The following is a 24,517-nucleotide window of genomic DNA, read 5'->3' on the forward strand; positions in this document are numbered from 1 at the left end:
AATTTTATGAATACCCTTAAAAATTATTTATTAATAACATTTATCCTATTGGGCAATCTGGCATTTGCGCAGACCAATACGGTAGAATTTGAAGTGGCCGGAAATTGCGGCATGTGTAAAAAACGAATTGAGAAGGCAGGAAAAGATGGCGGTGCAAACAGCATCACCTGGGATCAGGCAACCCAAAAAGCCAAAGTAACCTTTGACAGCAAAAAAACCACAGTAGATAAAATAAAGAAATCCATTGCTGATGCTGGGCACGACACAAAAGAGTTCCGTGCTTCGCAAGAGGTATATGACAAATTGCATGAATGCTGTCTATATGAACGTATGGGTGCCGATGGTATCAAAAATGAAGATGACCATGAAGGCCATGACCACGATGACCATGAAGGTCACGATCATGCATCCCACGAAGGACACGACCATGATGAACATGAAGGCCATGATCACGCTAAGAAAGCGGATGACAAAGGTGGACATGACCATGATCACGACCATGAGGTGACCGGTGTAGTAGTTAATGAAAATGATCGTGGTGATCTGACCCCAATTTCTGATGTTACCGTTTATTGGAAAGAAGATCCTTCCAAAAAAATAAAGAGTAATGAGAATGGTGTGTTCAAGATCATGCACGTAAAACCATATCGTTACTTGGTAGTAACCCACGCCAGCATGAATTCGGATACGGTGGAGGTTAAGAACCTACATGATATCGTGATGATCCAGGCGAAGAACAATGTATTGAAGGAGATCGTTGTTTCGAGAAGACAGAAATCGAACTATATCAATAAGCTAAGCCCTGTGCGTGTGGAAACCATCACGGCAAAAGAGCTTTTCAAAGCTGCCTGTTGTGATCTTTCGGAAAGTTTTTCTACCAACGCATCAGTTGATGTGGTAAGTAGCGATGCGGTAACCGGAAGTAAACAGATCCAGATGTTGGGATTAAGTGGTATCTATACGCAGTTGACTGTAGAAAACCTACCAGGTCCGCGTGGTTTTGCCTCTCCCCTTGGTTTGAACAGTATCGCTGGTACTTGGATCGAAGCGATCAACATCAGTAAAGGTATCGGTTCTGTTGCCAATGGATTCGAGAACATGGCCGGACAGATCAATGTGGAATTGAAAAAACCACACAATACCGATAAATTATATTTCAATGCCTACGCCAATAATATGGGCCGTACGGATATCAACCTGAATGTTGCTACCCACCTGAACGAAAAATGGTCAGTAGGATTGTTGCTGCATGACAACTTCATGTACAATAAGAAGATGAACTTCAGCGACAATGGATTTAGGGATATGCCGGTTGGAAACCTATTCTCCGGTATCAATAGATGGCATTATGAAAATGGAAAAGGTGTCATTGCACAATTTGGGGTAAAATTCCTACATGATGACCGTGTTGGTGGACAGATCGATTTCAATGAAGACACCGACAAGTTTACGACCAACCAATATGGCTTGGGCTTCAAAAACGAGCGTATTGAAGGTTTTGGTAAACTAGGTTATGTATTCCCGACCAACAAACATCGTAGTATCGGTCTACAATTATCAGCAAGCCGCTATAAACAGGAAAGTTTCTTCGGATTGAATGCTTACGACAGTGAGCAGAAATCCATGTATGCCAACTTATTGTTCCAGGATATCATTTCCGATGTGACCCATAAATACAAAGTGGGTGCATCCATCCAATATGATGATATGGATGAGCAGTTAAGCCGTGTGAACAGCACAAATGATTACGATTATAACTTCGGAAGAAAAGAATCGGTTGCGGGTGCATTCTTAGAATATACCTTTAGCCCTTCGGAGAAATTCGATGCGGTATTGGGTATCCGCCAGGATTACAATAACCTATATGGTTGGTTCACCACACCACGGGCGGTACTGCGTTATGAGCCTATCTTAGGAACCACTTTCCGCATCAGTTCAGGACGTGGACAACGTACAGCGAATGTTTTTGCAGAGAACTTAGGTATTTTTGCATCCAGCCGTACTATTAAAGACTTGGCCCAATTGGTGTCTGGTGAAGCAGCTTATGGATTAAAACCAGAGGTTTCTTGGAATACAGGCTTTACATTTGACCAAAGCTTCCAATTGTTCGGTCGTGAGTCTGGCTTATCGTTAGAATTGTTCCACAACAACTTCCAAAACCAGGTCGTGGTTGATTTCGAAAACCCACGAGAAGTAGCATTCTATAATCTGGATGGCAAATCCTATTCGAACAGTGTTCAGGCAGAATTCCGTTTCATGCCGGCACAGCACTTCGAAGCACGTTTTGCATACCGTATGTTGGATGTACAGACCGAATATACTTCCGGAAAATTACAGAAACCATTGACAGCAAAACACCGTGGATTCATGAACTTGGCCTACAACCTACATTCGGGATGGAGTTTTGATTATACCTTGAATGTGGTGGGCAAGAAACGTCTTCCAAGTACGGTAGGTAATCCAGAGGCGTATCAATTGGCAACGGAATCAGATGCTTATGTTACGATGAATGCTCAGGTGAGCAGAACATTTGGAAAGAACAAGAATTTTGATGTGTATGTTGGTGGTGAGAACCTGAGCAACTACTTCCAAAAAGATCCGATCTTGGCACATGACAACCCGTTTGGAGCTAATTTCGACACGAATTTAGTTTGGGGTCCGATAGTAGGAAGAATGTTTTATACCGGTATCAGATACCATATTAAGTAAAAAGGTAAAATATTTATTAAGTAATAGCATGAAGAGCCTCTGGTGTAAAAGCTGGGGGCTTTTTCTGTTTTAGCAGGGGATAAATGAAAGATATAGAAATATTTTTTTGTTAATATAAAATCTTATCCCTACCTTAGCACCGCTTATAGAGAAAGGCAGAGGGACTAGACCCGATGAAGCCTTAGCAACCTGTCCCTTGACAAGGTGCTACATTCTACCTCTAAAGAGGAACGATAAGCTGGACTCACTAATCCTTAGGAGCCTTCTCTTAGCAAACGACTTTAGTAAAAATTAATTAAGTACAATACTTTATGTTATTAACGAACAATTTAGGTTACCCACGTGTGGGCGCGTTCCGCGAGCTAAAGAAAGCTAATGAAGCTTACTGGGCAAAAAAAATCAGCGCGGAAGAATTATTGCAAGCTGGACTGAAAATCCGTGAAGGCAATTGGAAGACTCAAAAAGATGCAGGCATCGATTTGATCCCTTCTAACGATTTCTCATTCTACGATCAAGTATTAGACCTATCCTTAACTGTAGGCGCTATCCCTGCTCGTTACAACTCCCTTTTGAACAAAATCGATCGCCAGTATAACTTAGACCTATACTTCGCGATGGCTCGTGGTTTCCAAGAAGGTGGTGTCGATGTGACCGCTATGGAAATGACCAAATGGTTCGATACAAACTACCACTATATCGTTCCTGAATTCGTTAAAAACCAAGAATTCAAATTGACTTCAGAGAAATTCCTAAGCGAATACAATGAAGCAAAACAACAAGGTATCGAAACTAAACCGGTGATCATCGGCCCAATCACTTACTTATTATTAGGTAAAGAAAAAGAAGCTGGATTCAACCGTATCGATCTTATCGATAGTTTATTACCTGTTTACGAAGAAATCTTAGCAAAATTGGCTGATGCTGGCGCTCAATACGTACAGATCGACGAGCCTTTCTTAGCTTTGGATATCAACGATGCTACCCGTGCGCTATACGCAAGTGTTTTCGAAAAACTTGCAGCAGCAGCTAAAGGCATCAAATTAATCGTTGCAACTTATTTCGAGGCATTACGTGACAACGAAGATACTGCTTTGGCACTTCCTGTACACGCGCTTCACCTGGATCTAGTTCGTGGTGAAGATCAACTCGACTCTATATTAGCGAAAGTTCCTGCTAACCTAACCCTTTCCTTAGGGGTGGTTGAAGGCCGTAACATTTGGAAAAATGATTACGAAAAATCCTTGACAAAAATCAACCAAGCAGTTGAGAAATTAGGAAAAGACCGTGTATGGGTTGCTCCTTCTTCTTCTCTATTGCACGTTCCTTTTGACTTGGACAACGAAAACAACGAAGAGTCTCTTCCTGCGGAAGTTAAAAACTGGTTAGCGTTCGCTAAACAGAAATTAGCTGAAGTAAAAGACTTAGCGGTATTGGCAGAAGGTGAAGTAGATGCAGCAACACAAAAACGTTTCGAAGCCAACAAAGCAGCAAACGAAAGCCGCCGTACTTCTCCATTGATCCACAAACCAGAAGTTAAAACCCGTGTAAGCAACATCACTGATGAAGACGCTACACGTACTTCTAAATTCAACGATCGTAAAAAAGCGCAAAAAGCGAAGTTCAATCTTCCTGACTATGCAACTACGACAATCGGTTCCTTCCCACAAACTAAAGATGTTCGTAAATGGAGAGCTGACTTGAAAAAAGGTGCTATTTCCCAAGAACAATATGATAAAGAAATTGCTGAAGAAACAGAAAGAACGATCCGTTTACAAGAGCAATTGGATATCGATGTATTGGTACATGGTGAATTTGAGCGTAACGACATGGTGGAATACTTCGGAGAGCAATTAGCAGGTTATGCATTTACTCAAAACGGTTGGGTTCAATCATACGGTTCTCGTTGTGTGAAACCTCCGATTATTTATGGTGATGTTTACCGTCCTGAAGATATGACTGTTCGTTGGTCTGCTTACGCACAATCATTGACTAACCGTCCGGTAAAAGGAATGTTAACTGGTCCTGTTACTATTCTTCAATGGTCTTTCGTACGTAACGATCAACCTCGTTCAACCACGACTTACCAAATCGCATTAGCGATCCTTGATGAGGTTCAAGCTTTGGAAAAAGCAGGTATCAAAATCATTCAGATCGATGAGCCAGCAATCCGCGAAGGATTACCATTGCGTAAAGCTGATCAACAAGCGTATTTGGATTGGGCTGTACGTTCATTCCGTGTATCTTCTTCGAATGTGGATGATGATACGCAGATCCATACACACATGTGTTACTCTGAGTTCAATGATATCATCCAAGATATCGCAGCAATGGATGCTGACGTAATCACGATCGAGACTTCACGTTCTCAAATGGAATTATTGGATGCATTCGCTGACTTCAAATATCCAAATGATATTGGTCCTGGTGTTTATGATATCCACTCGCCACGCGTTCCTAGCACAGAAGAGATGGTAGACCTATTGCGTAAAGCAAAAGCGGTTGTTCCTTCGGAGCAATTATGGGTTAACCCTGACTGTGGTTTGAAAACTCGTGCATGGCCGGAAACTAAAGCAGCATTGGAATCTATGGTAGAAGCTGCCAAGATTTTAAGAGCTGAATAAGCCTACGCATTTTTGATTATAAAATATAATTTGTTTTCAGGCCGAACGTTATGTTCGGCCTGATTTTTTTGGTCAAACCTTTTCCATGCCTTATTGTTTATTAATAAAGACAATTGCACTATGAAAAGAATCAACGGAGTATTACTATTATTTTTAATGACGAATTTATTGACTGGATGTTCCGTTATTGAGGGGATATTTAAGGCAGGTCTATGGTCAGGGATCATCTTCGTCGTTGTTATTGTTGCCTTATTGATCTGGTTGATCACCCGTTTCATGGGTGGCGGTGGAAATAGACAATAGTTAACTTAAAATTCATCGCTTATTAATAAACGATTCTGTATTTTCATGTCAAATTAGAGACTGGAAATGAACAGATTGCTATTAATATGCCTACTTATTATAAATTGTCTTGTCTCTTTGGGGCAGGACAATTATCCTACCCCCACCCGCATGGATGGGGTTTTGTTTTATATACAGCATAACCGGGGGAAGAATACCTATATCTACAGTCTGAATTATAAATCGGATAAAACGATAAATAAGGATGAACCCATTCAGGTTTATCGCCAATTATTTGACAATGGTGGGGTTATAAGGCCATTGACGATCATTCAAAAGAATTTTGCGTATGGAATTTATTCGAAGCTTTTGAAAAATAAAAGTTATGAGGCTTCCATTGTTTCTCTACCTGAACAAAAGTTATTTCTTCATTTTCCATCTAAGGGTGATCCTTATGTGAGTACCACGGTTGCTGGGACCAGTTTTATCCTCAAACGGATTTTTATTAGGCAGAAAGATGGGACGTCGGGATTGTCGACCAAGGTGGATTATATTCTGTTTTATGGGGTTAAGGATGGGAAGCCTTTGGTGAAAAAGCTGGTGTTGTAAATAATATTGCAATTATTCTTTTATATTTATTTTATTATTAACTTAATCTTCTATTAACATTATAAACCGTTCTTAGCACGAAATTTCATAAGGACACAATTTCTTTTAATTACCCTATTGTATGACAGAAAAAGAAGAATCAATTTCCTCTAATACAGGGGAGACAACATTCGAATCATTTTTTTATCAATATCATACTTTGCTTTATAATTATGCTTTAAATCATTTAAAGGATGAGGATATAGCTGCCGATGTCGTGCAAGAGGTTTTCATTAAAATCTGGAACAATTTTGACCAGTTAGATTTTGAAAACAATCCGAAAGCTTATTTATTTACCATTTGTAAGAACCAAGTGCATGATGAACTGAAAAAGAAGGCCAAATTCCAAGTCTATGCTTCGAACCAATTGAAGGTAAATAGCAATTTCTGCAATAACAATGAAGAAGAGCAGGAATACCGAGAATTAAAAAGGATCTATTCCGAAGCCATTGAACAATTACCTGAAAAAAGAAAACATATTTTTTGGTTAAGTAGAATGGAAAACTTGAGCAATACCCAAATTGCTCAACACCTAAATCTATCCATCAACACCGTTAGAGATCAACTAGTTAAAGGAAATAAGACCATTAAGACTTATATATTAAAAAAACATGGTCCTATTCCAAAAAAAATATTTTTGATCAGCATCGTCTTTTCGCTGAGCATGTCAGTATATAATACAGAAGAACACCTGAAAACGGCATGGACAAGGAAAGATTTGAATATTTATATACCAAGTACCTTCAAGACAATTGCTCAGAAAATGAGTTAAAGGAATTCTATGAACTATACCATTCATTAGAAGATCCTCAGCATTTACTCGACCTAGAAAGATTTGAGGAGAACTTTCCACTAGAAAAACAACTCTCTCCCGAAAAATCATCCGCTATATTAGCCCATATTCAACAGCCTAAAACTATTTCAAAACAGGCGAAGATCATCAAACTGATCCCTATTGCCGCCGCTTTCCTTATCATTGGCTTTGCTGCATTATGGTTCATGAAATCCAACGAAAATTCCGAGGTTGATTATTTCCGCTATAGCAATACCAGCAAAAAGATAAAAGTATTGACCTTAGAAGACGGCACGAGAATCTTGTTGAAACCCAATAGCGAACTCGTGCAGAAAAGTGACTTTGCAAAAGCTTCAGAACGTATCATCTCGTTCAAAGGGGAAGGTTTTTTTGATGTTAGTAAAAGATCAAATCAACCCTTTAAAATTGTATCCCAAAATCAAGCGGAAATTAAGGTTTATGGCACTAGGTTCAATTTAATATTCCATGGCGACCAGCAAGAAGCAGTTTTAACTGAAGGCTCAATTGCGATGAAATTGGGCACCGAGGAAGTGAAAATCAAACCATCGGAAAGGGTGCACATCGATAAGGGAGCCATAAGGACATCGGTGGTCGATACTATGCAATATATTTCATGGACCAACCATCAATTATATTTTAACGATAAGCCATTACAAGAAGTTATCAACCAATTACATACAGCATATCCGGATCAGAAAATCCAAATAAACAACCAAAATTCCAACCTCTACTTTACCGGCTATTTACCAACAGATGATTTTGAGGATTGTATCACCATCCTACAAAAAACTTTTAAAAATTATAACCTCGTTATTTCAATAGAAAAATGAAAAAACAAAAGCTAACCCTGGCATTAGCGCTGGCATTGAGCCTTGGCTTGCCAAACATTAACCATTCCTATGCGGGTAGTCTCTCCTCCTATCAGGATAAGAATATCACGGAATTAATTCAAAAATTGGAGAAAAAGTTCAAGGTTAGGTTCAACTATGAATCTAAACTGAAAGATCTTAAGATTAAGAATAATTATGAAATTGGAAGCTTAAAGAAGTCCGAAATCGTAAATTTTCTTAGTGAGGTGAGCTTTCAACAGATTCAGATTGATAAAGTGGGCGATAATGCCTTTACTATGCGTCTAAAACCCAACAGTTCAACCAATGGAACAACAGGTCAGAACCTACAGGGTTCAAGAACATCATCTAATCTCCAAAATCAAATTACAGGAACTGTTTTAGATGGACAAACCAATGAGCCACTTGCGAATGTAACTGTACGAGTGAAAGGTACGGAGACCGCTGCACAAACTAATGAGCAAGGGAAATTCACGATCATGATTCCCAATGATAACAGCGTTCTGGTATTTTCCATAGTAGGATACAATAGTTTAGAATCTTCTGCAAGGAACAATGCTACCATTACCTTACTGCGTTCAGAAGAATCCATTGACGAAGTAGTTGTAACGGCTCTAGGTATCAAAAGAGAAACGAAAGCCTTAGGCTACGCGGTTCAGGACATTAAAGGTGATCAATTACAAAAAGTTAAAGGTGTAGACGTTGGTACAACATTAACTGGTAGGATTTCGGGATTACGTGTTTTCAACAGTACAGAATTTAACCGGATGCCTTCGATCTCCCTAAGAGGTATGTCGCCAATTTTGGTGATCGATGGGGTAGCTTATGAAAACCTTAACCTAAGGGATATTCCAGTAGATAACATTGAAAACATTTCGGTATTAAAAGGAGCAACTGCAACCGCCCTATACGGAAGCATGGGTGCTGGGGGTGCCATCATGGTCACCTCTAAAAAAGGATTGGGTGAAATGGGTACCGAAATCTCGGTAAACAGCAATAATATGTTTTTCGCGGGCTATCTTGCCCTTCCAGAGGTACAATCATCCTATTCAGCTGGTGAAGGCGGAAAATACAATACAAATGATTATGTATGGGGGGATAAGTTAGATATTGGCAGACAATATAGTCAATGGAACCCGATCACTAAACAAATGGAAATGACCGAATTGACCTCAAGGGGCAAGAACAATTTCCAGAATTTCCTAGAACCTGGTGTAATTTCCAACAATTCGGTTAGTTTCACCAACCAAGGAGAATATGGAAGTATCCGTACTTCGATCAGCCATATCTATAATAAAGGTCAATATCCAAATGCCAAATTGAATATGACCAATATATCCGTATCTGGAGAAACCAAGATTTCTAAAAAAATATCCTTGGAATCAAGATTTGGTTACAATAGAAGGAACGCTCCTAATGATTTTGGTGCTGGATATAATGCTCAAGGATATATTTATAATATTTTGGTATGGACCGGTCCAGAATATGACCTTATGCAATATAAGGATTACTGGCTAGCCAAAGATGAGAAACAAAACTGGCATTATAATGCTTGGTATGACAACCCTTATTTATCGGCCTATGAAAAGATAAGTGCAGAATTGGTCAACAAATTGAATGCGGCTGTCACGTTGAATTATCAAGTGAATGATTGGGCTAAATTCATGTTGAGAACGGGCTATGATTATTATGGAAATACCCAAACGCAAACCAATCCAAAAGGCATCTACGGTACTCGTGGAGGATTTAGTGGTTACCATAGTAATGGTAAATATTGGACCAACAAAACGGATGGTTTTGGAACCAACAATGATTTGATTTTTACCGCAAAAAAATCTTTTAGTGATTTTCAAATTGACGGTTTAGCAGGTGCTGGCGTATTCTATAGAAGGGATAATGGTTTAATTGCCTCTACGGTAAATGGTATTTCAATTCCTGGATTCTATTCCCTTAAAAATTCGATTGATCCCGTTTCAACTTCCGAAACGAAAAATAAAGAAATGATCAACAGTTTATATGGTCGAATTTCCCTATCCTGGAAAAACGCCATTTTCTTAGAAGCGACAGGAAGAAATGACTGGTCTTCCGCTTTACCGGAAGAGACCAGGTCCTATTTCTACCCATCAGTTTCTGGTAGTGTGGTTGTTTCTGATCTATTGCAGGATTATAAACCATCTTGGCTATCGATGTTGAAACTGAGAAGTTCTTGGGCAGTCACAAAATCTGTACCTGCTCCTTATGAGATCAGACAGACTTATAGCGTTAGCTCCAATGTTTGGGAGGGTCTTTCTACCGCATCGTATCCGAGTTCGATCAAGGATTTTTCCATTTCTCCAACACAAAGAGACCTTTCCGAGTATGGTGCTGATATTTCCTTATTCAACAACAGATTATATGCGAATTATACCCGATACTATCGATTACTGCATAATGTAACTACCTATGCAAGTATTTCACCATCCTCAGGGTTCAGTTCTCGATTGATCAATACCGACCAACAATTGATGACCAAAGGCCATGAAATCACGGTTGGAGGTACAGCGATCAAAAAGGATGATTTCTCTTGGGATATCATGACCAACTTTTCGCAAAATCTGGAATATTATCATAAACTAGATCCTATCTATACAGCAGATGCCTTATACATCAAAAAGGGATTGCGTACTGACTTTTATGCTACACGCGATTGGGAAAGAAGCCCTAATGGAGAAATTGTACATAACTCTGCAGGTATGCCGGTTTCCGCCACACATGCGAACAGATTGTTTGGCTATACCGCACCAAAATGGTTTTGGGGTTTGACCAATCAATTTGGATATAAGGATTTCTCATTATCCTTTAGTTTAGATGGACGTATAAAAGGATTATCCTATTCCAATATGAATGCAAGGTTATGGCAAACAGGTGCCCATCCAGATGCTGCATCTCCTGAGCGTTATGAGGAAGTAGTTAATGGTAATAAAACCTATGTAGGAAATGGTGTTAAAATTACTTCAGGAACAGTGACCTATGATAAATATGGACAAATCTTAACGGATACCCGTGAATTTGCACCTAATGAAACAGCTGTGTCGTTTGAAAACTATTGGAAAAGGGCATATTCCGGTACACATAACATTTGGGATGAAACGTTCATTAAATTAAGGGAAGTATCCATTAATTATAACCTTCCAATAGGTCTTGCACAAAAGATAAGTGCTAAAAAAGCCAGCATTGGAGCTACTGGACAGAATCTATTTTTATGGACAAAGGAATATAAATTTTCAGATCCGGACACGGGATCAGAGGATTTAAATTCCCCATCCATGAGATATGTAGGGTTCAATCTTAACATCACTTTTTAATCCTTAATTTTTACAAGAAAAAACATGAAAAAGCTATTCAAATATATATTAATTGGAGTCACTGGTTTTTCAGTACTATCCTGTTCCAAATTTGAGGAAGTGAATACTAATCCCGAAGCGACCGAGAAGGCAACATCGGCGATGATTGCTACTCGTATCATCTTGAATTTGGCAAACCAATCGACTCAAAAGAGTTTTATGATGCCCTATCTGCTTAACAAGAACGTCATTTGGACGGAATTTGTGGAAAGCTATCAATACAATGGATTTGGAACCAGTTCTGTTAGTATGACGGCGATCAATGATGCGGAGAACATGGTGAAATTTGCCGCTACGGAAAAACTTGCCAAATCCTACGAAGGATTGAAATATTTTGCAAGAGCAATAAAGTTTTATGAATCGACCATGGATTTGGGAGATATTCCTTATTCTGAAGCTTTAAAAGGAGAATCAGAAAAGAATTACTTCCCGAAATATGATACACAAAAAGAGGTGTTTTTGGGAATCTTAAATGAATTGGAATTAGCTGATAAGGCCTTTTCTGAAGGGGAGAAATTTTCTGGAGATCCAATCTATGCTGGAGATATCAACAAATGGCGGAAATTAGTGAACAGTTTCTCTCTTAATGTGTTGATGCAGTTAAGCAAAAAGGAATCCGATCCTGATTTGAATGTTAAAGGTAGGTTTCAGACCATCTTAACAAGCAAGCCTATATTTGCATCCAATGCAGATAACTATGAGATAAAGCGTTCCGATAAGAATGGTCAACAATATCCTTTCTATAAAGTTGGAAACAATTTTACGATCTATCCAACCATGTCTACAGAAATTGTTGATCGATTAAAAGATAAACAAGATCGTCGGTTGTTTTACTATGGTAATCCTGCAGCTAAAAAATTATCCGAAGGTAAGACCCAATCTGATTTTGCTGCCTATGTAGGAATTGATCATTCCCAGTCTTTTGACGTGATTACAACGATCAAAAACAGTGGCGATTATTCTAAATTGAATGATCGTTATATGGAAATACCGACTGGCGAACCAACCCAACAATTATCTTATGCCCAAGTATGTTTTATCATTGCTGAGGCTGCTGCGAGAGGATGGGTTTCTGATCCTGCGGTTGAATGGTACAAAAAAGGTGTGGAAGCATCTATGAAATTCATTTATGCCAATACCCCAAATACGACCCAATTCCACCATAACATGCCTTTGGACGATACTTATATCAGTACGTATGTGGCTGGTTTAGGAACTTCTTTTCCAACCAATCTTGAAGCAAGGATAGAGGAGATTTTGGTACAGAAATATTTGGCAAGTTTTCTTCAATCCGAATTTGCTACTTATTATGATTACCGGAGAACGGGGTATCCAAAATGGAAAATCAATCCTGCAACGAGTTTAAATTCGGAAGCTCCAACAAAAATACCAGTGCGCTGGAAATATCCTACGGTGGAGTTCGATTATAACACCGAGAATGTTGATGCAGCTGTTCAAAGACAGTTCAATGGGGTGGATGATATTAACCAACTCATGTGGATATTAAAATAATTTAAATTAAAAATTTAATATAAGCCGGCAATATGTTGATGTATTGCCGGTTTTTTTATTCATAATTATCAATTTCTTAACATAGAATCCATTAATATTCACGATATTTCAACAATCAAATAATTAACCAATATGAAAACAACCGTTTTAATCATTACCTGTCTTTTGACCTTCATGCAGTTTGGAACAGCACAAACTAAAGAGGCTAAAATAACGACTGCCATTTCGAATGAACTTACGCATGCTCGATCAGTGAAAGATTTAGCCGCAGTTTGGGAATTGAAAAAAATGGTAAGCCCAAATGGAGATACCATTAACACCAATTCGGTTGGATATTTGAAAATCTACCAGCAAGATCAATCCTTTCAAATCTTAAAACCTAGTAGAAAGGGGTTTTTCGTTGCCTTAACAGGTACTTATGAATTACCTTCAGAAGGGAGATTGGTTGAAAAAGTGATTAACAATTCAGGTATGCCTGGAACGGAAAACATAGAAAATAAAGAACCAATGAACTACAGTATTTCTGCCGACCGGAAATTCATGACTTTAAAATATAAGTTCAAAACACTTTCAGGAGAAATGATTACCTCAACTGAAATATGGCAGCGGGTTACTCATGATGTACCTACTGAATAGGTTCTTGTTTTCTGTATAGGTTCTATTTTTTCCCGGCGAACTTTTCTTCGTAAGATTTTTCTAGGGCAAACATTTCGTCCCTTAGTTTGGCAGCTTCTAGGAATTCCATTTCTTTGGCTGCCTTTTCCATACGCTTACGAACAGTCTCGATGGCTTTTTTCATTTCCTTTTCACTCATGTATTCGATGAGTGGATCGGCCGCCACTGCTGTACTTGCATCAGGTTCGATGTAAGCTTTCGGTTCGCCTTTGAAGTCCGCAACAGAAGTCTGTTCCAGAATCTCTTCCCTGGTTTTACCTACCGTACGTGGGGTTATTCCGTGCAGTTCATTGTATGCAACCTGCTTTTCCCTTCTTCGATTGGTTTCTTCTATGGTAATCTGCATGCTATCGGTCATCTTATCCGCATACATGATCACACGACCCTTATCATTACGGGCAGCACGTCCTATCGTCTGGATCAGAGATCGCTCTGAACGTAAAAACCCTTCCTTATCTGCATCCAATATCGCCACTAAGGTCACTTCTGGCAAGTCCAACCCTTCACGCAAGAGGTTCACCCCTACCAATACATCAAACTCCCCTAAACGCAGACCGCGAAGAATTTCTACACGTTCCAAGGTTTTTACTTCGGAGTGGATATAACGTACCTTAATATTCAATCGGGTCATATACTTGGTCAATTCCTCCGCCATACGCTTGGTTAAGGTGGTTGCCAACACTCGTCCACCTTCTTTGATGGTCTTATCTACCTCTTCCAAGAAATCATCCACCTGATTGATAGCAGGTTTTACTTCCACAACCGGATCCAATAATCCAGTAGGTCTAATCACCTGCTCTACCACCACGCCCTCCGTCTGTTGCAACTCATAGTCACCCGGTGTTGCTGAAACATAAATGGTCTGATTGGTCAAGGACTCGAATTCTGGGAAATTCAATGGCCGGTTATCCAATGCCGCAGGCAATCGGAAACCATGTTCCACCAAAGATATCTTCCGCGAGCGGTCTCCACCATACATCGCACGCAATTGTGGGATGGTTACATGGCTCTCATCGATCACCAAAAGATAATCTTCCGGGAAATAATCCAATAAACAGAACGGCCGCATACCTGGTGTTCTTCCATCGAAGAACCTAGAATAGTTCTCGATTCCGGAACAATAGCCAAGTTCACGCATCATTTCCAGGTCGTAGTTTACCCTTTCTTCCAAGCGTTTTGCTTCCAGCATCTTGCCTTCACCTTCCAATTGAGCTTTCCGGCTTACCAATTCTTCCTGAATGGAAAATATGGATTGAGTGAATTTTTCTTTAGGGGTAACAAACAGATTGGCTGGGAATAAAGCCAAGCTTTCATGTTTCTCCAGGGTTCTTCCAGATACCGGGTCGATCTCGCTCAACTCATCGATCTCATCCCCAAAGAATGAAATCCGATAAGCAGTATCCTGATATGCTGGATATACATCGATGGTATCCCCTTTCACTCGAAAGGTACCCCGTTTAAATTCTGCAGTAGTCCTGGCATACAAAATCTCCACCAGTTTATATAAAAAGGCATTCCTACTGATTGTCGTCCCTACGCCAAAGCGGAAGATGGAACGGGAAAAATCCTCTGGATTTCCCATACCATAAATACAGGAAACAGAAGAAACCACAATGACGTCCCGCCTACCTGACATCAAGGCCGAAGTGGTGGCCAGACGTAGTTTTTCGATCTCTTCATTGATGGCAAGATCCTTCTCAATATAGGTGTTGGAGGAAGCAATGAATGCTTCCGGCTGATAATAGTCGTAGTAGGAAACAAAATAGTTGACCGCATTTTCTGGAAAGAATTGCTTGAATTCGCCATATAGTTGGGCGGCCAAGGTTTTGTTATGGCTTAAAATCAACGTCGGCTTCTGTGTCTGTTGGATCACATTGGCCACTGTAAATGTCTTACCGGAACCGGTGACTCCCAAAAGAGTTTGATAGGTTTCTCCCGTATCCACTCCTGCTACTAATTGCTCGATGGCGGTAGGTTGGTCTCCAGTTGGTTTATACTCAGATGTTAATTTAAATTTCATAGCATGCCTTTCACTCTTTAAAGTTATCAAATATTATTCCCTATCAAAACTATATAGCTATTCATCGGTTAAATACCAATATTTATTAGTATTTTGGAGGATAAGAAGACTTTTTGTCATGGTAACGATTTTAACAAAACAGAACACGATTGCCAATCATTTTTTGGCAGAACTGAGAGATGTAAGGATTCAACAGGATAGGATGCGTTTTCGAAGAAATCTGGAACGCATTGGCGAAATCATGGCCTATGAGATCAGTAAGTCTTTCGAATACAAAGCTACCGAAGTGGAAACACCCTTGGGATCTGCCAATACACACCTGATGAGCAACCAACCGGTGATTACGACCATAATCCGAGCAGGCCTACCTTTTCATCAAGGCTTTTTAAATTACTTCGACCGTGCGGATAGCGCCTTTATCGCCGCCTTCCGGCATACCAAGAAAAGCGGGGAATTTGAGATTCATAAGAAATACCAAAACACCCCGAATTTGGATGATAAGATCGTTATTGTGGCTGACCCGATGTTGGCAACAGGCCGTAGTCTGGTGTTATGTTGTAAGGATCTATTAAGCGATTATAACATCAGGGAACTCCATATAGCCACTGTTATTGCCTCGGAAGAAGGGCTACAGCATGTGCAGGCTTTTTTACCTGAAGCACAGATCTGGGTTGGTGAAGTGGATAAGGAATTAACCTCCAAATCCTACATCGTTCCTGGATTGGGTGATGCAGGTGACCTGGCTTACGGAAACAAGGAATAGTAAAGCCTTGGTTGACCAGATTAACAAATAAACAATTAGCAATTACTTAATACACAATTAAAAGATAATGAATAAGATATCAGTAAATTTAATAAACAAATCTTCGCAATATGGAATGGCAAAAATACAATGGCGAGACATTAAAATTACCCATATGGTCCGCAGTTGAGGAAACAATCGTCCGGGAGAACCAAGCCGGAAATAAACTCAAGGTCTACATCGGAACCGATTCCCAGGTCAAACGTGGAACTGTTGAGTTTGCTACCGTCATCGTCTTTCTCCGGGAGCACCGTGGTGGCTTCATGTTCATCAGAAAAGACCGCAAGAACCACAACATGTCCATTAAGGAGCGAATGCTTTTAGAAGTTCAGCATTCGATCGAAACAGCCTATGAACTTTGTCCGCTTCTAGAGCAATACCACATCGATCTAGAGGTACATGCCGACATCAATACAAACCCCAATTTTCAATCCAACACCGCACTTAAGGAAGCCATGGGCTACATCCTGGGGATGGGTTTTATTTTTAAGGCAAAACCAGAGTCTTTTGCAAGCACCAACTGCGCGAACAAACTCGTTCAGTAGACTTGTTTAAGCCTTTTTACAGCTTGATGTAGCTGTTTACAGCTTGATGTAAATATGGCTTAGAGGCTTTTCTTAGGTAATAAATGCTATCTTTAATTATCGAAATAATTGAAGAATGCAGGATTTACTCTCTCAACTTTTCCAACAATTTCTAGCAACAAGTCTGTTGGAGTGGATCGCTACCCTCTCCGGTTTCCTCTGTGTATACCTTGCAGCCAAACAAAATATCTGGAACTGGCCAATCAGTATCATCTCTGTTCTGACCTATTTTTATATATTCTACCATAGTAAGCTTTATGGGGATTCTGTTTTGCAAATTTATTTTCTTGGAACGGCCATTTACGGTTGGTATTATTGGAACAAGAGAGCGCATTCGGATGAGAAACCGATAAGTTCCTTCAATAGCAAGCAAATGATGATGACCATGGTAGTCATTGCTGTTCTATCTTTTTTATTGGGTTTCGTCTTAGATCGTTGGACGAATTCTGATGTGCCTTATGCCGATGGTTTCTGTACGGCAACCAGTTTTGTTGCCCAATTTTTAATGACCAGGAAGGTGCTACAGAATTGGCTGATCTGGGTGTTTGTAGACATCTGCTATATTCCCTTATATTACCACAAAGATTTATTGTTGACGGCGGTGCTGTATTTCGCTTTCGCCATTATTGCCTGGAATGGATATCGGGATTGGCGGAAAACCTATCAGAATTTTCAGTAATATTGCCTTCATGCAAGAAAAAGAGATTGCCTACATGCAAGGAAACGAAAGTAAAACCCTAAAAATAGCTGTTGTTGGGCCTGAGTCCACCGGAAAATCCACTATGGCTAATTATTTGGCGGAAAAGCTGCATACTTTATGTGTTCCGGAATATGCACGCTTTTATTGCAAGAATCTAAATCGGGCCTATACGCTGCAAGATGAGGTCAATATGTTTTATGGCCAAGTGGCTTTAGAGGAAGCTTTTCTGAACCGGAGTCCAGAGATCTTGGTCTGTGATACGACCATTTTGACCGTAAAAATCTGGTGTGACCATCTGTTTGGGTCGACTCCTGCGGAAGTGACGGATGAGATCGCTGTACGGAATTATGATTTTTTCCTGTTGATGGATATCGATCTGCCTTGGGAGGATGATCCCTTACGGGATTTCCCAGAGCAAAGAGAGCATTTCCTTGACGTATGGAAAAAGGAATTAAAGGCCTTGAATGCGAACTATGAATTGATTTCTGGCCTTGGAGAGCAACGTTTGCAAAATGGTTTGGAAGCGGTTAAAAGAAATCTTTCTGGATATGAATAAACTTTTTTCTGGTCCAAAACAATAATAAATGCTCTCTTTTGAGGAGAGCCATATACTCACTTTTGTTTAATTCTCTTGTTTTGTTCCCCTTTGAAATTCTGATCCGACCAAGATCATTGGGGAAACAATTATGCCCAATAACTATCCTACTGGTACTTTTTGGAGGAAGTACAATCCTTAATTCTTCTTTATTTATTTCCAAAACCTCAAGTTTTATTCCTTTTTGATGAAACGATAGTTCAGAATAACCTTCAGCTAATTCAGTAACAGGTAAATAATCTAAAGTCCATTTACTACTATATTCTACCGAATCTTTTAAAATGATAATACGTATTGGTTCGTCAAAAAAATTAATGATATAAATAGGCCAGGAAAAACTACATGATTGTAATAATAATACAAACGGTACAATTAATAGTAATTTTCCCTTTTTCATGACGATAAATCTTTAAAAAAGGGTGTCAAATACTTGACACCCCTTCTTGAAATCATTTATTGAAAGATTAATACCTGTAAGCTTCTGGCTTGTAAGGGCCTTCCACGGTTACACCTATATATTCAGCCTGTTCTGCTGTTAATTCTTCCAGTTCAACACCGATATGCGCTAAGTGCAAACGTGCTACTTTCTCATCAAGGTGTTTTGGAAGTGTATAAACTTGTTTTTCGTATTTATCTGTATTGGTCCAAAGTTCTAATTGTGCCAATGTTTGGTTTGTGAAGGAATTAGACATCACAAAAGATGGGTGTCCTGTTGCACAACCTAGGTTTACCAAACGACCTTCAGCCAATAGGATAATATCTTTACCATCGATGGTATATTTATCAACCTGAGGTTTGATCTCGATCTTAGTATCGCCGTAATTGTCGTTCAACCAAGCCACATCGATTTCATTGTCGAAGTGTCCGATGTTACAAACTACTGTTTTATCTTTCATCGCTTTGAAGTGCTCAGGACGAACGATATCCTTATTACCTGTAGTGGTAACTACGATATTTGCTTCCACAATCGCATCCGCCATTTTCTTCACTTCAAATCCTTCCATTGCTGCTTGTAATGCACAGATTGGATCGATTTCAGTAACAATTACACGAACACCAGCTGAACGTAAAGATTCTGCAGAACCCTTACCTACATCACCATAGCCCGCAACAACCGCAACCTTACCTGCCAACATCAAATCGGTAGCACGACGGATCGCATCAACCAATGATTCACGACAGCCATATTTGTTGTCAAACTTGGATTTAGTAACCGAATCATTTACATTAATTGCCGGTAAATGCAAGGTTCCGTTTTTCATACGTTCGTATAAACGGTGAACTCCAGTAGTTGTTTCTTCAGATAAACCTTTGATACCATCAATCAATTCTGGGAATTGATCAAATACCATATTGGTCAAATCTCCACCATCATCCAGGATCATGTTCAATGGCTGGCGATCTTCGCCGAAGAATAACGTTTGTTCGATACACCAGTTGAATTCCTCTTCGTTCATCCCTTTCCAAGCATAAACCGGAATACCAGCAGCGGCAATAGCAGCAGCAGCATGATCTTGCGTAGAAAAGATGTTACATGATGACCAAGAAACATCAGCACCTAATTCCACAAGGGTTTCAATCAATACGGCAGTTTGAATGGTCATGTGCAAACATCCTGCAATACGGGCTCCTTTTAAAGGTTTAGACGCTCCAAATTCCGCACGCAAGGACATTAATCCAGGCATTTCCGCTTCTGCTAACTCTATTTCTTTACGGCCCCACTCTGCTAAAGAGATATCTTTTACTTTGTAAGGAACATAGGTAGTTTCTAATGATGACATATGTATTCTTTTTAGTTTTAGAGCCACAAAATTACTTGATAACCAAATCAATTCAAAATTTCATGTTGTTATTCGAGATAAATTGACATTATCTTGAGGATATAAACTTGGTTTGGGCGGCTTTTCAACTTATATTTGCATTAAACAAAAAAGGAAATAGTATGTATCCAGAATATTTAGTAGCACCAATGCGTCAAGAATTAGTTGATGCTGGTTTCGAAGAATTAAAATCAGTTGAGGAAGTTGATGCTGCCATCCCAACCAAGGGAACAGTATTCGTAGTGGTCAATTCGGTATGTGGTTGTGCGGCAGCAAATGCTCGCCCAGCGGCTAAAGCTGCCGTTAAAAACGAAAAACATCCTGACAAATTAGTTACTGTATTTGCAGGAATGGAAAAAGACGCTGTTGATAAAGCACGTCAATATATGTTGCCTTACCCTCCATCTTCACCTGCAATGGCATTGTTCAAAGATGGTCAATTGGTACACATGATAGAAAGACATATGATTGAAGGCCGTCCGGCTCAAATGATTGCAGACAACCTTGTTGCTGCATTCGATGAGTACTGCTAACAATCATTGTATTTTGATTTTTGAATTCGAAAAAGCTTCTTTTTTTAGGAAAAGAAGCTTTTTCTGTTCTATAGAAATTTCAGCAATTTCTTAGTACATTTGTTCATAAGGCTTCCTAAATAATGAACAAGAGCATTACCAAACTTTTCTTCTTTTTACTGTTAGGTTGTTTATTTGGTTGTACGACCAATAAGCAAATCGATCTTATTGTTTACAATGCTAAGGTATATACGGTCGATTCTGCCTTCACGACCATAGAGGCATTTGCCGTAAATAACGGTGTGTTCATTGAAACAGGATCTTCCCAGGATCTGTTGAATAAATACGAAGCCAAAGAAAAAATCGATGCTGAAGGTAAGTACATCTATCCAGGTTTTTATGATGCCCACGGGCATTTCTTCATGCTGGCCGAGGCCATGGATGAGGTCAATCTGGTCGGAGCTGCTTCCTATAATGAAATCCTTGATCGTTTGAGAACATTCATAGCTGCCAATCCGGATAAGAAATGGATTGTTGGTAATGGTTGGGACCAAAACCTATGGGAGGATAAGAATTTCCCTGTAAAGGACTCCTTGGACAAATATTTCCCAGATCTTCCAATCTACTTGACCCGCATAGATTACCATGCAGCATTGGCAAGTGGAAAAGCACTTGAAATAGCGAGCTTGGATTCTGCTTATTTTGTAGATGGCGGATTGATTTCGGTGAATGAGGAAGGATTACCCGATGGGATTTTGGTAGATAATGCCATGCAATTGGTGAGCAAGCATATCCCCAAAAATCAGAACAGTGCATTGCTGAAAATGCTGAGAAGAGCTCAAGATTCATTGGTTTCCGTCGGATTGACAAGTATTGTGGATGCTGGCCTTAATGAAAGCCAGATCGATGCCTTAAAAGTTTTTTATAATGAGGATTCTTTACAGATAAGGGATTATGCCATGGTGATGGCGACTCCTGAAAGTGTGAAAGAATTTCTGCGCACCGGCACTTTCGAATCCGACCGATTAACGGTTAGATCTTTCAAGCTGATGGCCGATGGCGCTTTGGGATCACGAGGAGCTTGTTTGATACATGCTTATCATGATGCTCCAACAAATGGTTTTCTCCTAAAAAGTCCAAAAGATTTTGATGATCTCATCCAACGATTGGCAAGGAGCAACTTCCAGGTCAATACTCATGCTATCGGGGATTCAGCCAATAGGATCATCTTGGATAGCTATGGCAAATACTTGAAGGATGGAAAAGAACGTCGCTGGCGGATAGAACATGCACAGGTCATCCAGCCTAATGATTTCCATAAATTCAAAGATTTTCAGATCATTCCATCTGTCCAACCAACACATGCTACTTCAGATATGTACTGGGCAGGAGAAAGATTGGGGGAAGAGCGCCTAAAAACTTCGTATGCCTACAAGCAATTGTTGGATCAATATGGTTTATTGGCGTTGGGCAGTGATTTTCCCGTGGAACATTATAATCCACTCTATGGTTTCCATGCCGCTGTTGCACGAGTGGATAAAAACGGTTTTCCAAATGGAGGCTTCCAAATGGAGAATGCCATCAGTAGAGAACAAGCCTTACGCGGAATGACCATTTGGGCTGCCTATTCCTGCTTTCAAGAACGAAAACGAGGAAGCATTGAAAAAGGTAAAGACGCCGATTTTGTAATTCTTGAAGAGGATATCATGACCGCAAAAAATGAAACCCTTCGCGATATCAAAACCTTGAGAACCGTAATTGCTGGAGAGACCGTCTTTAAGCGCTAAGATTTTTCCAATAACGCTCTACTAAATAAAGAGCAGCAAGAATGATCAGGATTCCCGGTATTCCGATGGTCAGCAACGAGAACAGGAAAAATTTAAGGTAATAAGCAGATAGGTAATCCCTATCTACATCTTGCCCTTGATAAATGTTTCCAAAACCACTTTTATAAAACTCGTGTGTCTGGCTCATTTTGGAAAACAGACCTTGCGCATTATTTCTGGGCATCCGTTCCAAATAACTGAATTGTCTTAAGTTCAGTCGTTTAAAATGGGAAAGCGAACTTTCAAGGAATTTATTTACAGACTCTTCATTGACTTCATCAGCAGCAAACATTTTACTGTAATCGAAAGCCATCCATCCACGCGCATAGGCCATGTAAGGTTCATCTTTTTGGAAAATCGGAACAAGGAATAAGGCTTCAATTTTCTTCTTGCCTAAATTGAACAATCCACTTAAAGGTACTTCCCTCGACACCGGTATCACCTGCATCCTATCGACATACCAATCATCAGCATCCAGAAACAATGCCTTATCATAAGGTTTGAGATCGTAAATAGTCTTTAAGGTCCTTACTTCTCCAAAATTGTATCTTAGGCTCTTTACCAATGGCTGAAATAATAGGGATACCAGAATAGGTAGCATGACACCTATGATGATCAAGCCCTTGCCAATCCGCTGTCTTGCCATGAATATAACAAATAAGGCAACAACAGCCGGAAAGATGATCATAGCCCAAACCGGCCAATTCCCGCTGGAACCAAATAGAAATAAGATATAAAGTATACTGGAAAGCGATAAACTCAGGATCAAGAGTATTACAATGGAAAGCACAGATTTTTTCAGGTTCATGATGAGCTGGTAAGTTTCCTAAAAATAAAAAAATCCTTAGAGATTTCTAGGGCACTGAAAAAGTCCTCTTTTAGATTGGGCTAAAAAAAGGAGTGGAAAACAACAGTTTTCTGCTCCTTTTTTCGTATCTTAAAGTAGGCTTTAACGGACATCAGGATGCTTTCTACCCAACAAAAAATACAGTTCAGTTCCTATTCGGGATTGTACGATATCATTGTTCCAAAAGACAATCTACTTCGCAAAATCAACGATCTTATCGATTTCAGTTTTATACATGACGAGCTTCTGGAGAAGTATTGCCGGACCAATGGACGCAACGCTGAAAGTCCAATCAAGATGTTCAAATACCTTCTGTTAAAGACTATCTATACCGTTTCAGATGTCGATGTCGTTGAKCGYTCCAGATATGATATGTCCTTTAAATATTTTCTTGAAATGGCTCCTGAGGAGGATGTGATCAATCCAAGTTCGCTCACTAAATTCCGTAAACTACGATTAAAGGACATGGATCTATTGAACCTGTTAATCAACAAGACCGTAACGATCGCTCTCGAAAAGGGTATTATAAAATCAAGGTCCATCATCGTAGACGCGACCCATACCCATTCCAGATCTAACCCCTATTCAGCATTRGAAGTCCTCAAGGAGCGTTCCAAGCTGTTAAGGAAAGCGATATATCAGATAGATGAGGACTACAAAGGGCGTCTGCCACAAAAGAACGAGTCCAACGACCTGGACCAGGAACTTACCTATTGCAGGGAATTACGGAGAGTGCTGGATCAGGATCAATCCATCAGTGAAATACCGGCTGTAAAGGAAAAGCTGAACCTGTTGAAGGAAACCATCGAGGACATAAAAGAATACTATCTGCTCTCTAAAGATGATGAAGCCAGGCTTGGATATAAATCTGTAGACAGTAGTTTCTTTGGTTATAAAACACATCTGGCGATGACCGAGGAACGCATCATCACAGCAGCGGTCGTTACTACGGGCGAAAAAGGTGATGGTCCGGAACTGCCCCGGTTATTGGAGATCAGTAGGCAGAATGGAATGGAAGTAGATACTATAATAGGTGATGCTGCATATTCTGGAAAGGACAACCTTCAACTGGCAAAAGAACAGAACATTGATATCATCGCTAAATTGAATCCAGCAGTTAGCCAGGGATGCAGGAAAGAGGGAGAACACTTCCACTTTAACAAGGACGCAGGGATGTTTGTCTGTCCAGCAGGCCATTTGGCTATCAGAAAAGTTCGGGGAGGAAAAAAGAACGGAGTGAGCAATCAAGTTGATAGCTATTTCTTTAATGTAGAGAAGTGTAAGGTTTGCCCACTTAGAGAAGGATGTTACAAGGAAGG

General features: G+C 39.8%; 20 protein-coding genes and 1 riboswitch. Of the genes, 16 read left to right on the forward strand and 4 right to left on the reverse strand.

The window, feature by feature from the left end:
- Positions 1-6 precede the first annotated feature (6 nt).
- From CRJ00_RS05965 to CRJ00_RS06005, 9 genes are all read left to right on the forward strand, one after another.
- Positions 7-2,709: a TonB-dependent receptor domain-containing protein gene (locus tag CRJ00_RS05965; RefSeq protein WP_099365965.1), complete on the forward strand. Its 2,703-nt coding sequence runs from the start codon at positions 7-9 to the stop codon at positions 2,707-2,709.
- Between the two features lie 140 nt (positions 2,710-2,849).
- Positions 2,850-2,949: riboswitch (SAM riboswitch) on the forward strand.
- 71 nt (positions 2,950-3,020) lie between these two features.
- Positions 3,021-5,330, forward strand: coding sequence for a 5-methyltetrahydropteroyltriglutamate--homocysteine S-methyltransferase (gene metE / locus CRJ00_RS05970; protein WP_099365966.1), 2,310 nt, complete (start codon positions 3,021-3,023; stop codon positions 5,328-5,330).
- A 120-nt stretch (positions 5,331-5,450) separates the two neighbouring features.
- A complete protein-coding gene (locus CRJ00_RS05975; protein ID WP_099365967.1) occupies positions 5,451-5,633 on the forward strand; it encodes a hypothetical protein in 183 nt (60 codons plus the stop codon).
- Between the two features lie 66 nt (positions 5,634-5,699).
- A complete protein-coding gene (locus CRJ00_RS05980) occupies positions 5,700-6,221 on the forward strand; it encodes a DUF4833 domain-containing protein (protein ID WP_099365968.1) in 522 nt (173 codons plus the stop codon).
- 121 nt (positions 6,222-6,342) lie between these two features.
- Positions 6,343-7,032: an RNA polymerase sigma-70 factor gene (locus CRJ00_RS05985; RefSeq protein WP_099365969.1), complete on the forward strand. Its 690-nt coding sequence runs from the start codon at positions 6,343-6,345 to the stop codon at positions 7,030-7,032.
- A complete protein-coding gene (locus tag CRJ00_RS05990; protein WP_099365970.1) occupies positions 6,963-7,904 on the forward strand; it encodes a FecR family protein in 942 nt (313 codons plus the stop codon). The genes CRJ00_RS05985 and CRJ00_RS05990 overlap by 70 nt, the downstream gene beginning before the upstream one ends.
- The gene (locus CRJ00_RS05995) at positions 7,901-11,266 is read left to right on the forward strand and encodes a SusC/RagA family TonB-linked outer membrane protein (protein WP_099365971.1); all 3,366 of its coding nucleotides are present in this window, start codon (positions 7,901-7,903) and stop codon (positions 11,264-11,266) included. The genes CRJ00_RS05990 and CRJ00_RS05995 overlap by 4 nt, the downstream gene beginning before the upstream one ends.
- A 24-nt stretch (positions 11,267-11,290) precedes the next feature.
- Positions 11,291-12,817: a SusD/RagB family nutrient-binding outer membrane lipoprotein gene (locus tag CRJ00_RS06000; protein WP_099365972.1), complete on the forward strand. Its 1,527-nt coding sequence runs from the start codon at positions 11,291-11,293 to the stop codon at positions 12,815-12,817.
- A 132-nt stretch (positions 12,818-12,949) separates the two neighbouring features.
- Positions 12,950-13,453: a DUF4488 domain-containing protein gene (locus CRJ00_RS06005; protein WP_099365973.1), complete on the forward strand. Its 504-nt coding sequence runs from the start codon at positions 12,950-12,952 to the stop codon at positions 13,451-13,453.
- Between the two features lie 22 nt (positions 13,454-13,475).
- On the opposite strand, the gene uvrB is transcribed toward CRJ00_RS06005, so the two are convergent.
- A complete protein-coding gene (uvrB, locus tag CRJ00_RS06010; protein WP_099365974.1) occupies positions 13,476-15,512 on the reverse strand; it encodes an excinuclease ABC subunit UvrB in 2,037 nt (678 codons plus the stop codon).
- Between the two features lie 118 nt (positions 15,513-15,630).
- Here uvrB and upp point away from each other — a divergent pair, with 118 nt between their 5' ends.
- The 4 genes from upp (at position 15,631) to CRJ00_RS06030 (ending at position 18,154) form a co-directional block, all read left to right on the forward strand.
- The gene (gene upp / locus CRJ00_RS06015; protein WP_099365975.1) at positions 15,631-16,275 is read left to right on the forward strand and encodes a uracil phosphoribosyltransferase; all 645 of its coding nucleotides are present in this window, start codon (positions 15,631-15,633) and stop codon (positions 16,273-16,275) included.
- A gap of 110 nt (positions 16,276-16,385) precedes the next feature.
- Positions 16,386-16,859, forward strand: coding sequence for a ribonuclease H-like YkuK family protein (locus CRJ00_RS06020; RefSeq protein WP_099365976.1), 474 nt, complete (start codon positions 16,386-16,388; stop codon positions 16,857-16,859).
- A 115-nt stretch (positions 16,860-16,974) separates the two neighbouring features.
- Positions 16,975-17,577 carry a nicotinamide riboside transporter PnuC gene (pnuC, locus tag CRJ00_RS06025; protein ID WP_099365977.1) on the forward strand — a complete coding sequence of 201 codons (603 nt, stop codon included), beginning with the start codon at positions 16,975-16,977 and terminating at the stop codon, positions 17,575-17,577.
- Positions 17,534-18,154: an ATP-binding protein gene (locus tag CRJ00_RS06030; RefSeq protein ID WP_306473101.1), complete on the forward strand. Its 621-nt coding sequence runs from the start codon at positions 17,534-17,536 to the stop codon at positions 18,152-18,154. Before pnuC ends, CRJ00_RS06030 begins: the two co-directional genes overlap by 44 nt.
- Here the strand turns inward: CRJ00_RS06030 and CRJ00_RS06035 are convergent.
- Together CRJ00_RS06035 and ahcY are read right to left on the reverse strand one after the other, a co-directional pair.
- The gene (locus CRJ00_RS06035; protein ID WP_099365978.1) at positions 18,126-18,590 is read right to left on the reverse strand and encodes a hypothetical protein; all 465 of its coding nucleotides are present in this window, start codon (positions 18,588-18,590) and stop codon (positions 18,126-18,128) included. The two genes, CRJ00_RS06030 and CRJ00_RS06035, sit on opposite strands and share 29 nt — an antisense overlap.
- A 67-nt stretch (positions 18,591-18,657) precedes the next feature.
- A complete protein-coding gene (gene ahcY / locus CRJ00_RS06040; RefSeq protein ID WP_099365979.1) occupies positions 18,658-19,974 on the reverse strand; it encodes an adenosylhomocysteinase in 1,317 nt (438 codons plus the stop codon).
- A 161-nt stretch (positions 19,975-20,135) separates the two neighbouring features.
- Here ahcY and CRJ00_RS06045 point away from each other — a divergent pair, with 161 nt between their 5' ends.
- On the forward strand, positions 20,136-20,546 hold the full coding sequence (locus tag CRJ00_RS06045) for a BrxA/BrxB family bacilliredoxin (protein WP_099365980.1): 411 nt from the start codon (positions 20,136-20,138) through the stop codon (positions 20,544-20,546).
- 122 nt (positions 20,547-20,668) lie between these two features.
- Complete coding sequence (locus CRJ00_RS06050) at positions 20,669-22,312, forward strand: amidohydrolase (RefSeq protein ID WP_099365981.1); 1,644 nt, start codon at positions 20,669-20,671, stop codon at positions 22,310-22,312.
- Here CRJ00_RS06050 and CRJ00_RS06055 read toward each other — a convergent pair.
- Entirely contained in the window at positions 22,302-23,159 is an 858-nt protein-coding gene (locus CRJ00_RS06055) for a hypothetical protein (RefSeq protein ID WP_099365982.1), read from the reverse strand. The genes CRJ00_RS06050 and CRJ00_RS06055 overlap by 11 nt on opposite strands.
- A 156-nt stretch (positions 23,160-23,315) precedes the next feature.
- On the opposite strand from CRJ00_RS06055, the gene CRJ00_RS06060 reads away from it, so the two are divergent.
- Positions 23,316-24,517, forward strand: a 1,202-nt coding sequence (locus CRJ00_RS06060; RefSeq protein ID WP_099365983.1) for an IS1182 family transposase, incomplete at its 3' end; no start/stop codon positions are given.

The organism is Sphingobacterium sp. 1.A.4, assembly GCF_002734245.1.
GTDB lineage: Bacteria > Bacteroidota > Bacteroidia > Sphingobacteriales > Sphingobacteriaceae > Sphingobacterium > Sphingobacterium tenebrionis.

Coding starts and splice junctions, on each gene's coding strand:
- CRJ00_RS05965 (WP_099365965.1), top strand. CDS start 7: ATGAATACCCTTAAAAATTATTTATTAATAACATTTATCCTATTGGGC.
- metE (WP_099365966.1), top strand. CDS start 3,021: ATGTTATTAACGAACAATTTAGGTTACCCACGTGTGGGCGCGTTCCGC.
- CRJ00_RS05975 (WP_099365967.1), top strand. CDS start 5,451: ATGAAAAGAATCAACGGAGTATTACTATTATTTTTAATGACGAATTTA.
- CRJ00_RS05980 (WP_099365968.1), top strand. CDS start 5,700: ATGAACAGATTGCTATTAATATGCCTACTTATTATAAATTGTCTTGTC.
- CRJ00_RS05985 (WP_099365969.1), top strand. CDS start 6,343: ATGACAGAAAAAGAAGAATCAATTTCCTCTAATACAGGGGAGACAACA.
- CRJ00_RS05990 (WP_099365970.1), top strand. CDS start 6,963: ATGGACAAGGAAAGATTTGAATATTTATATACCAAGTACCTTCAAGAC.
- CRJ00_RS05995 (WP_099365971.1), top strand. CDS start 7,901: ATGAAAAAACAAAAGCTAACCCTGGCATTAGCGCTGGCATTGAGCCTT.
- CRJ00_RS06000 (WP_099365972.1), top strand. CDS start 11,291: ATGAAAAAGCTATTCAAATATATATTAATTGGAGTCACTGGTTTTTCA.
- CRJ00_RS06005 (WP_099365973.1), top strand. CDS start 12,950: ATGAAAACAACCGTTTTAATCATTACCTGTCTTTTGACCTTCATGCAG.
- uvrB (WP_099365974.1), bottom strand. CDS start 15,512: ATGAAATTTAAATTAACATCTGAGTATAAACCAACTGGAGACCAACCT.
- upp (WP_099365975.1), top strand. CDS start 15,631: ATGGTAACGATTTTAACAAAACAGAACACGATTGCCAATCATTTTTTG.
- CRJ00_RS06020 (WP_099365976.1), top strand. CDS start 16,386: ATGGAATGGCAAAAATACAATGGCGAGACATTAAAATTACCCATATGG.
- pnuC (WP_099365977.1), top strand. CDS start 16,975: ATGCAGGATTTACTCTCTCAACTTTTCCAACAATTTCTAGCAACAAGT.
- CRJ00_RS06030 (WP_306473101.1), top strand. CDS start 17,534: ATGGATATCGGGATTGGCGGAAAACCTATCAGAATTTTCAGTAATATT.
- CRJ00_RS06035 (WP_099365978.1), bottom strand. CDS start 18,590: ATGAAAAAGGGAAAATTACTATTAATTGTACCGTTTGTATTATTATTA.
- ahcY (WP_099365979.1), bottom strand. CDS start 19,974: ATGTCATCATTAGAAACTACCTATGTTCCTTACAAAGTAAAAGATATC.
- CRJ00_RS06045 (WP_099365980.1), top strand. CDS start 20,136: ATGTATCCAGAATATTTAGTAGCACCAATGCGTCAAGAATTAGTTGAT.
- CRJ00_RS06050 (WP_099365981.1), top strand. CDS start 20,669: ATGAACAAGAGCATTACCAAACTTTTCTTCTTTTTACTGTTAGGTTGT.
- CRJ00_RS06055 (WP_099365982.1), bottom strand. CDS start 23,159: ATGAACCTGAAAAAATCTGTGCTTTCCATTGTAATACTCTTGATCCTG.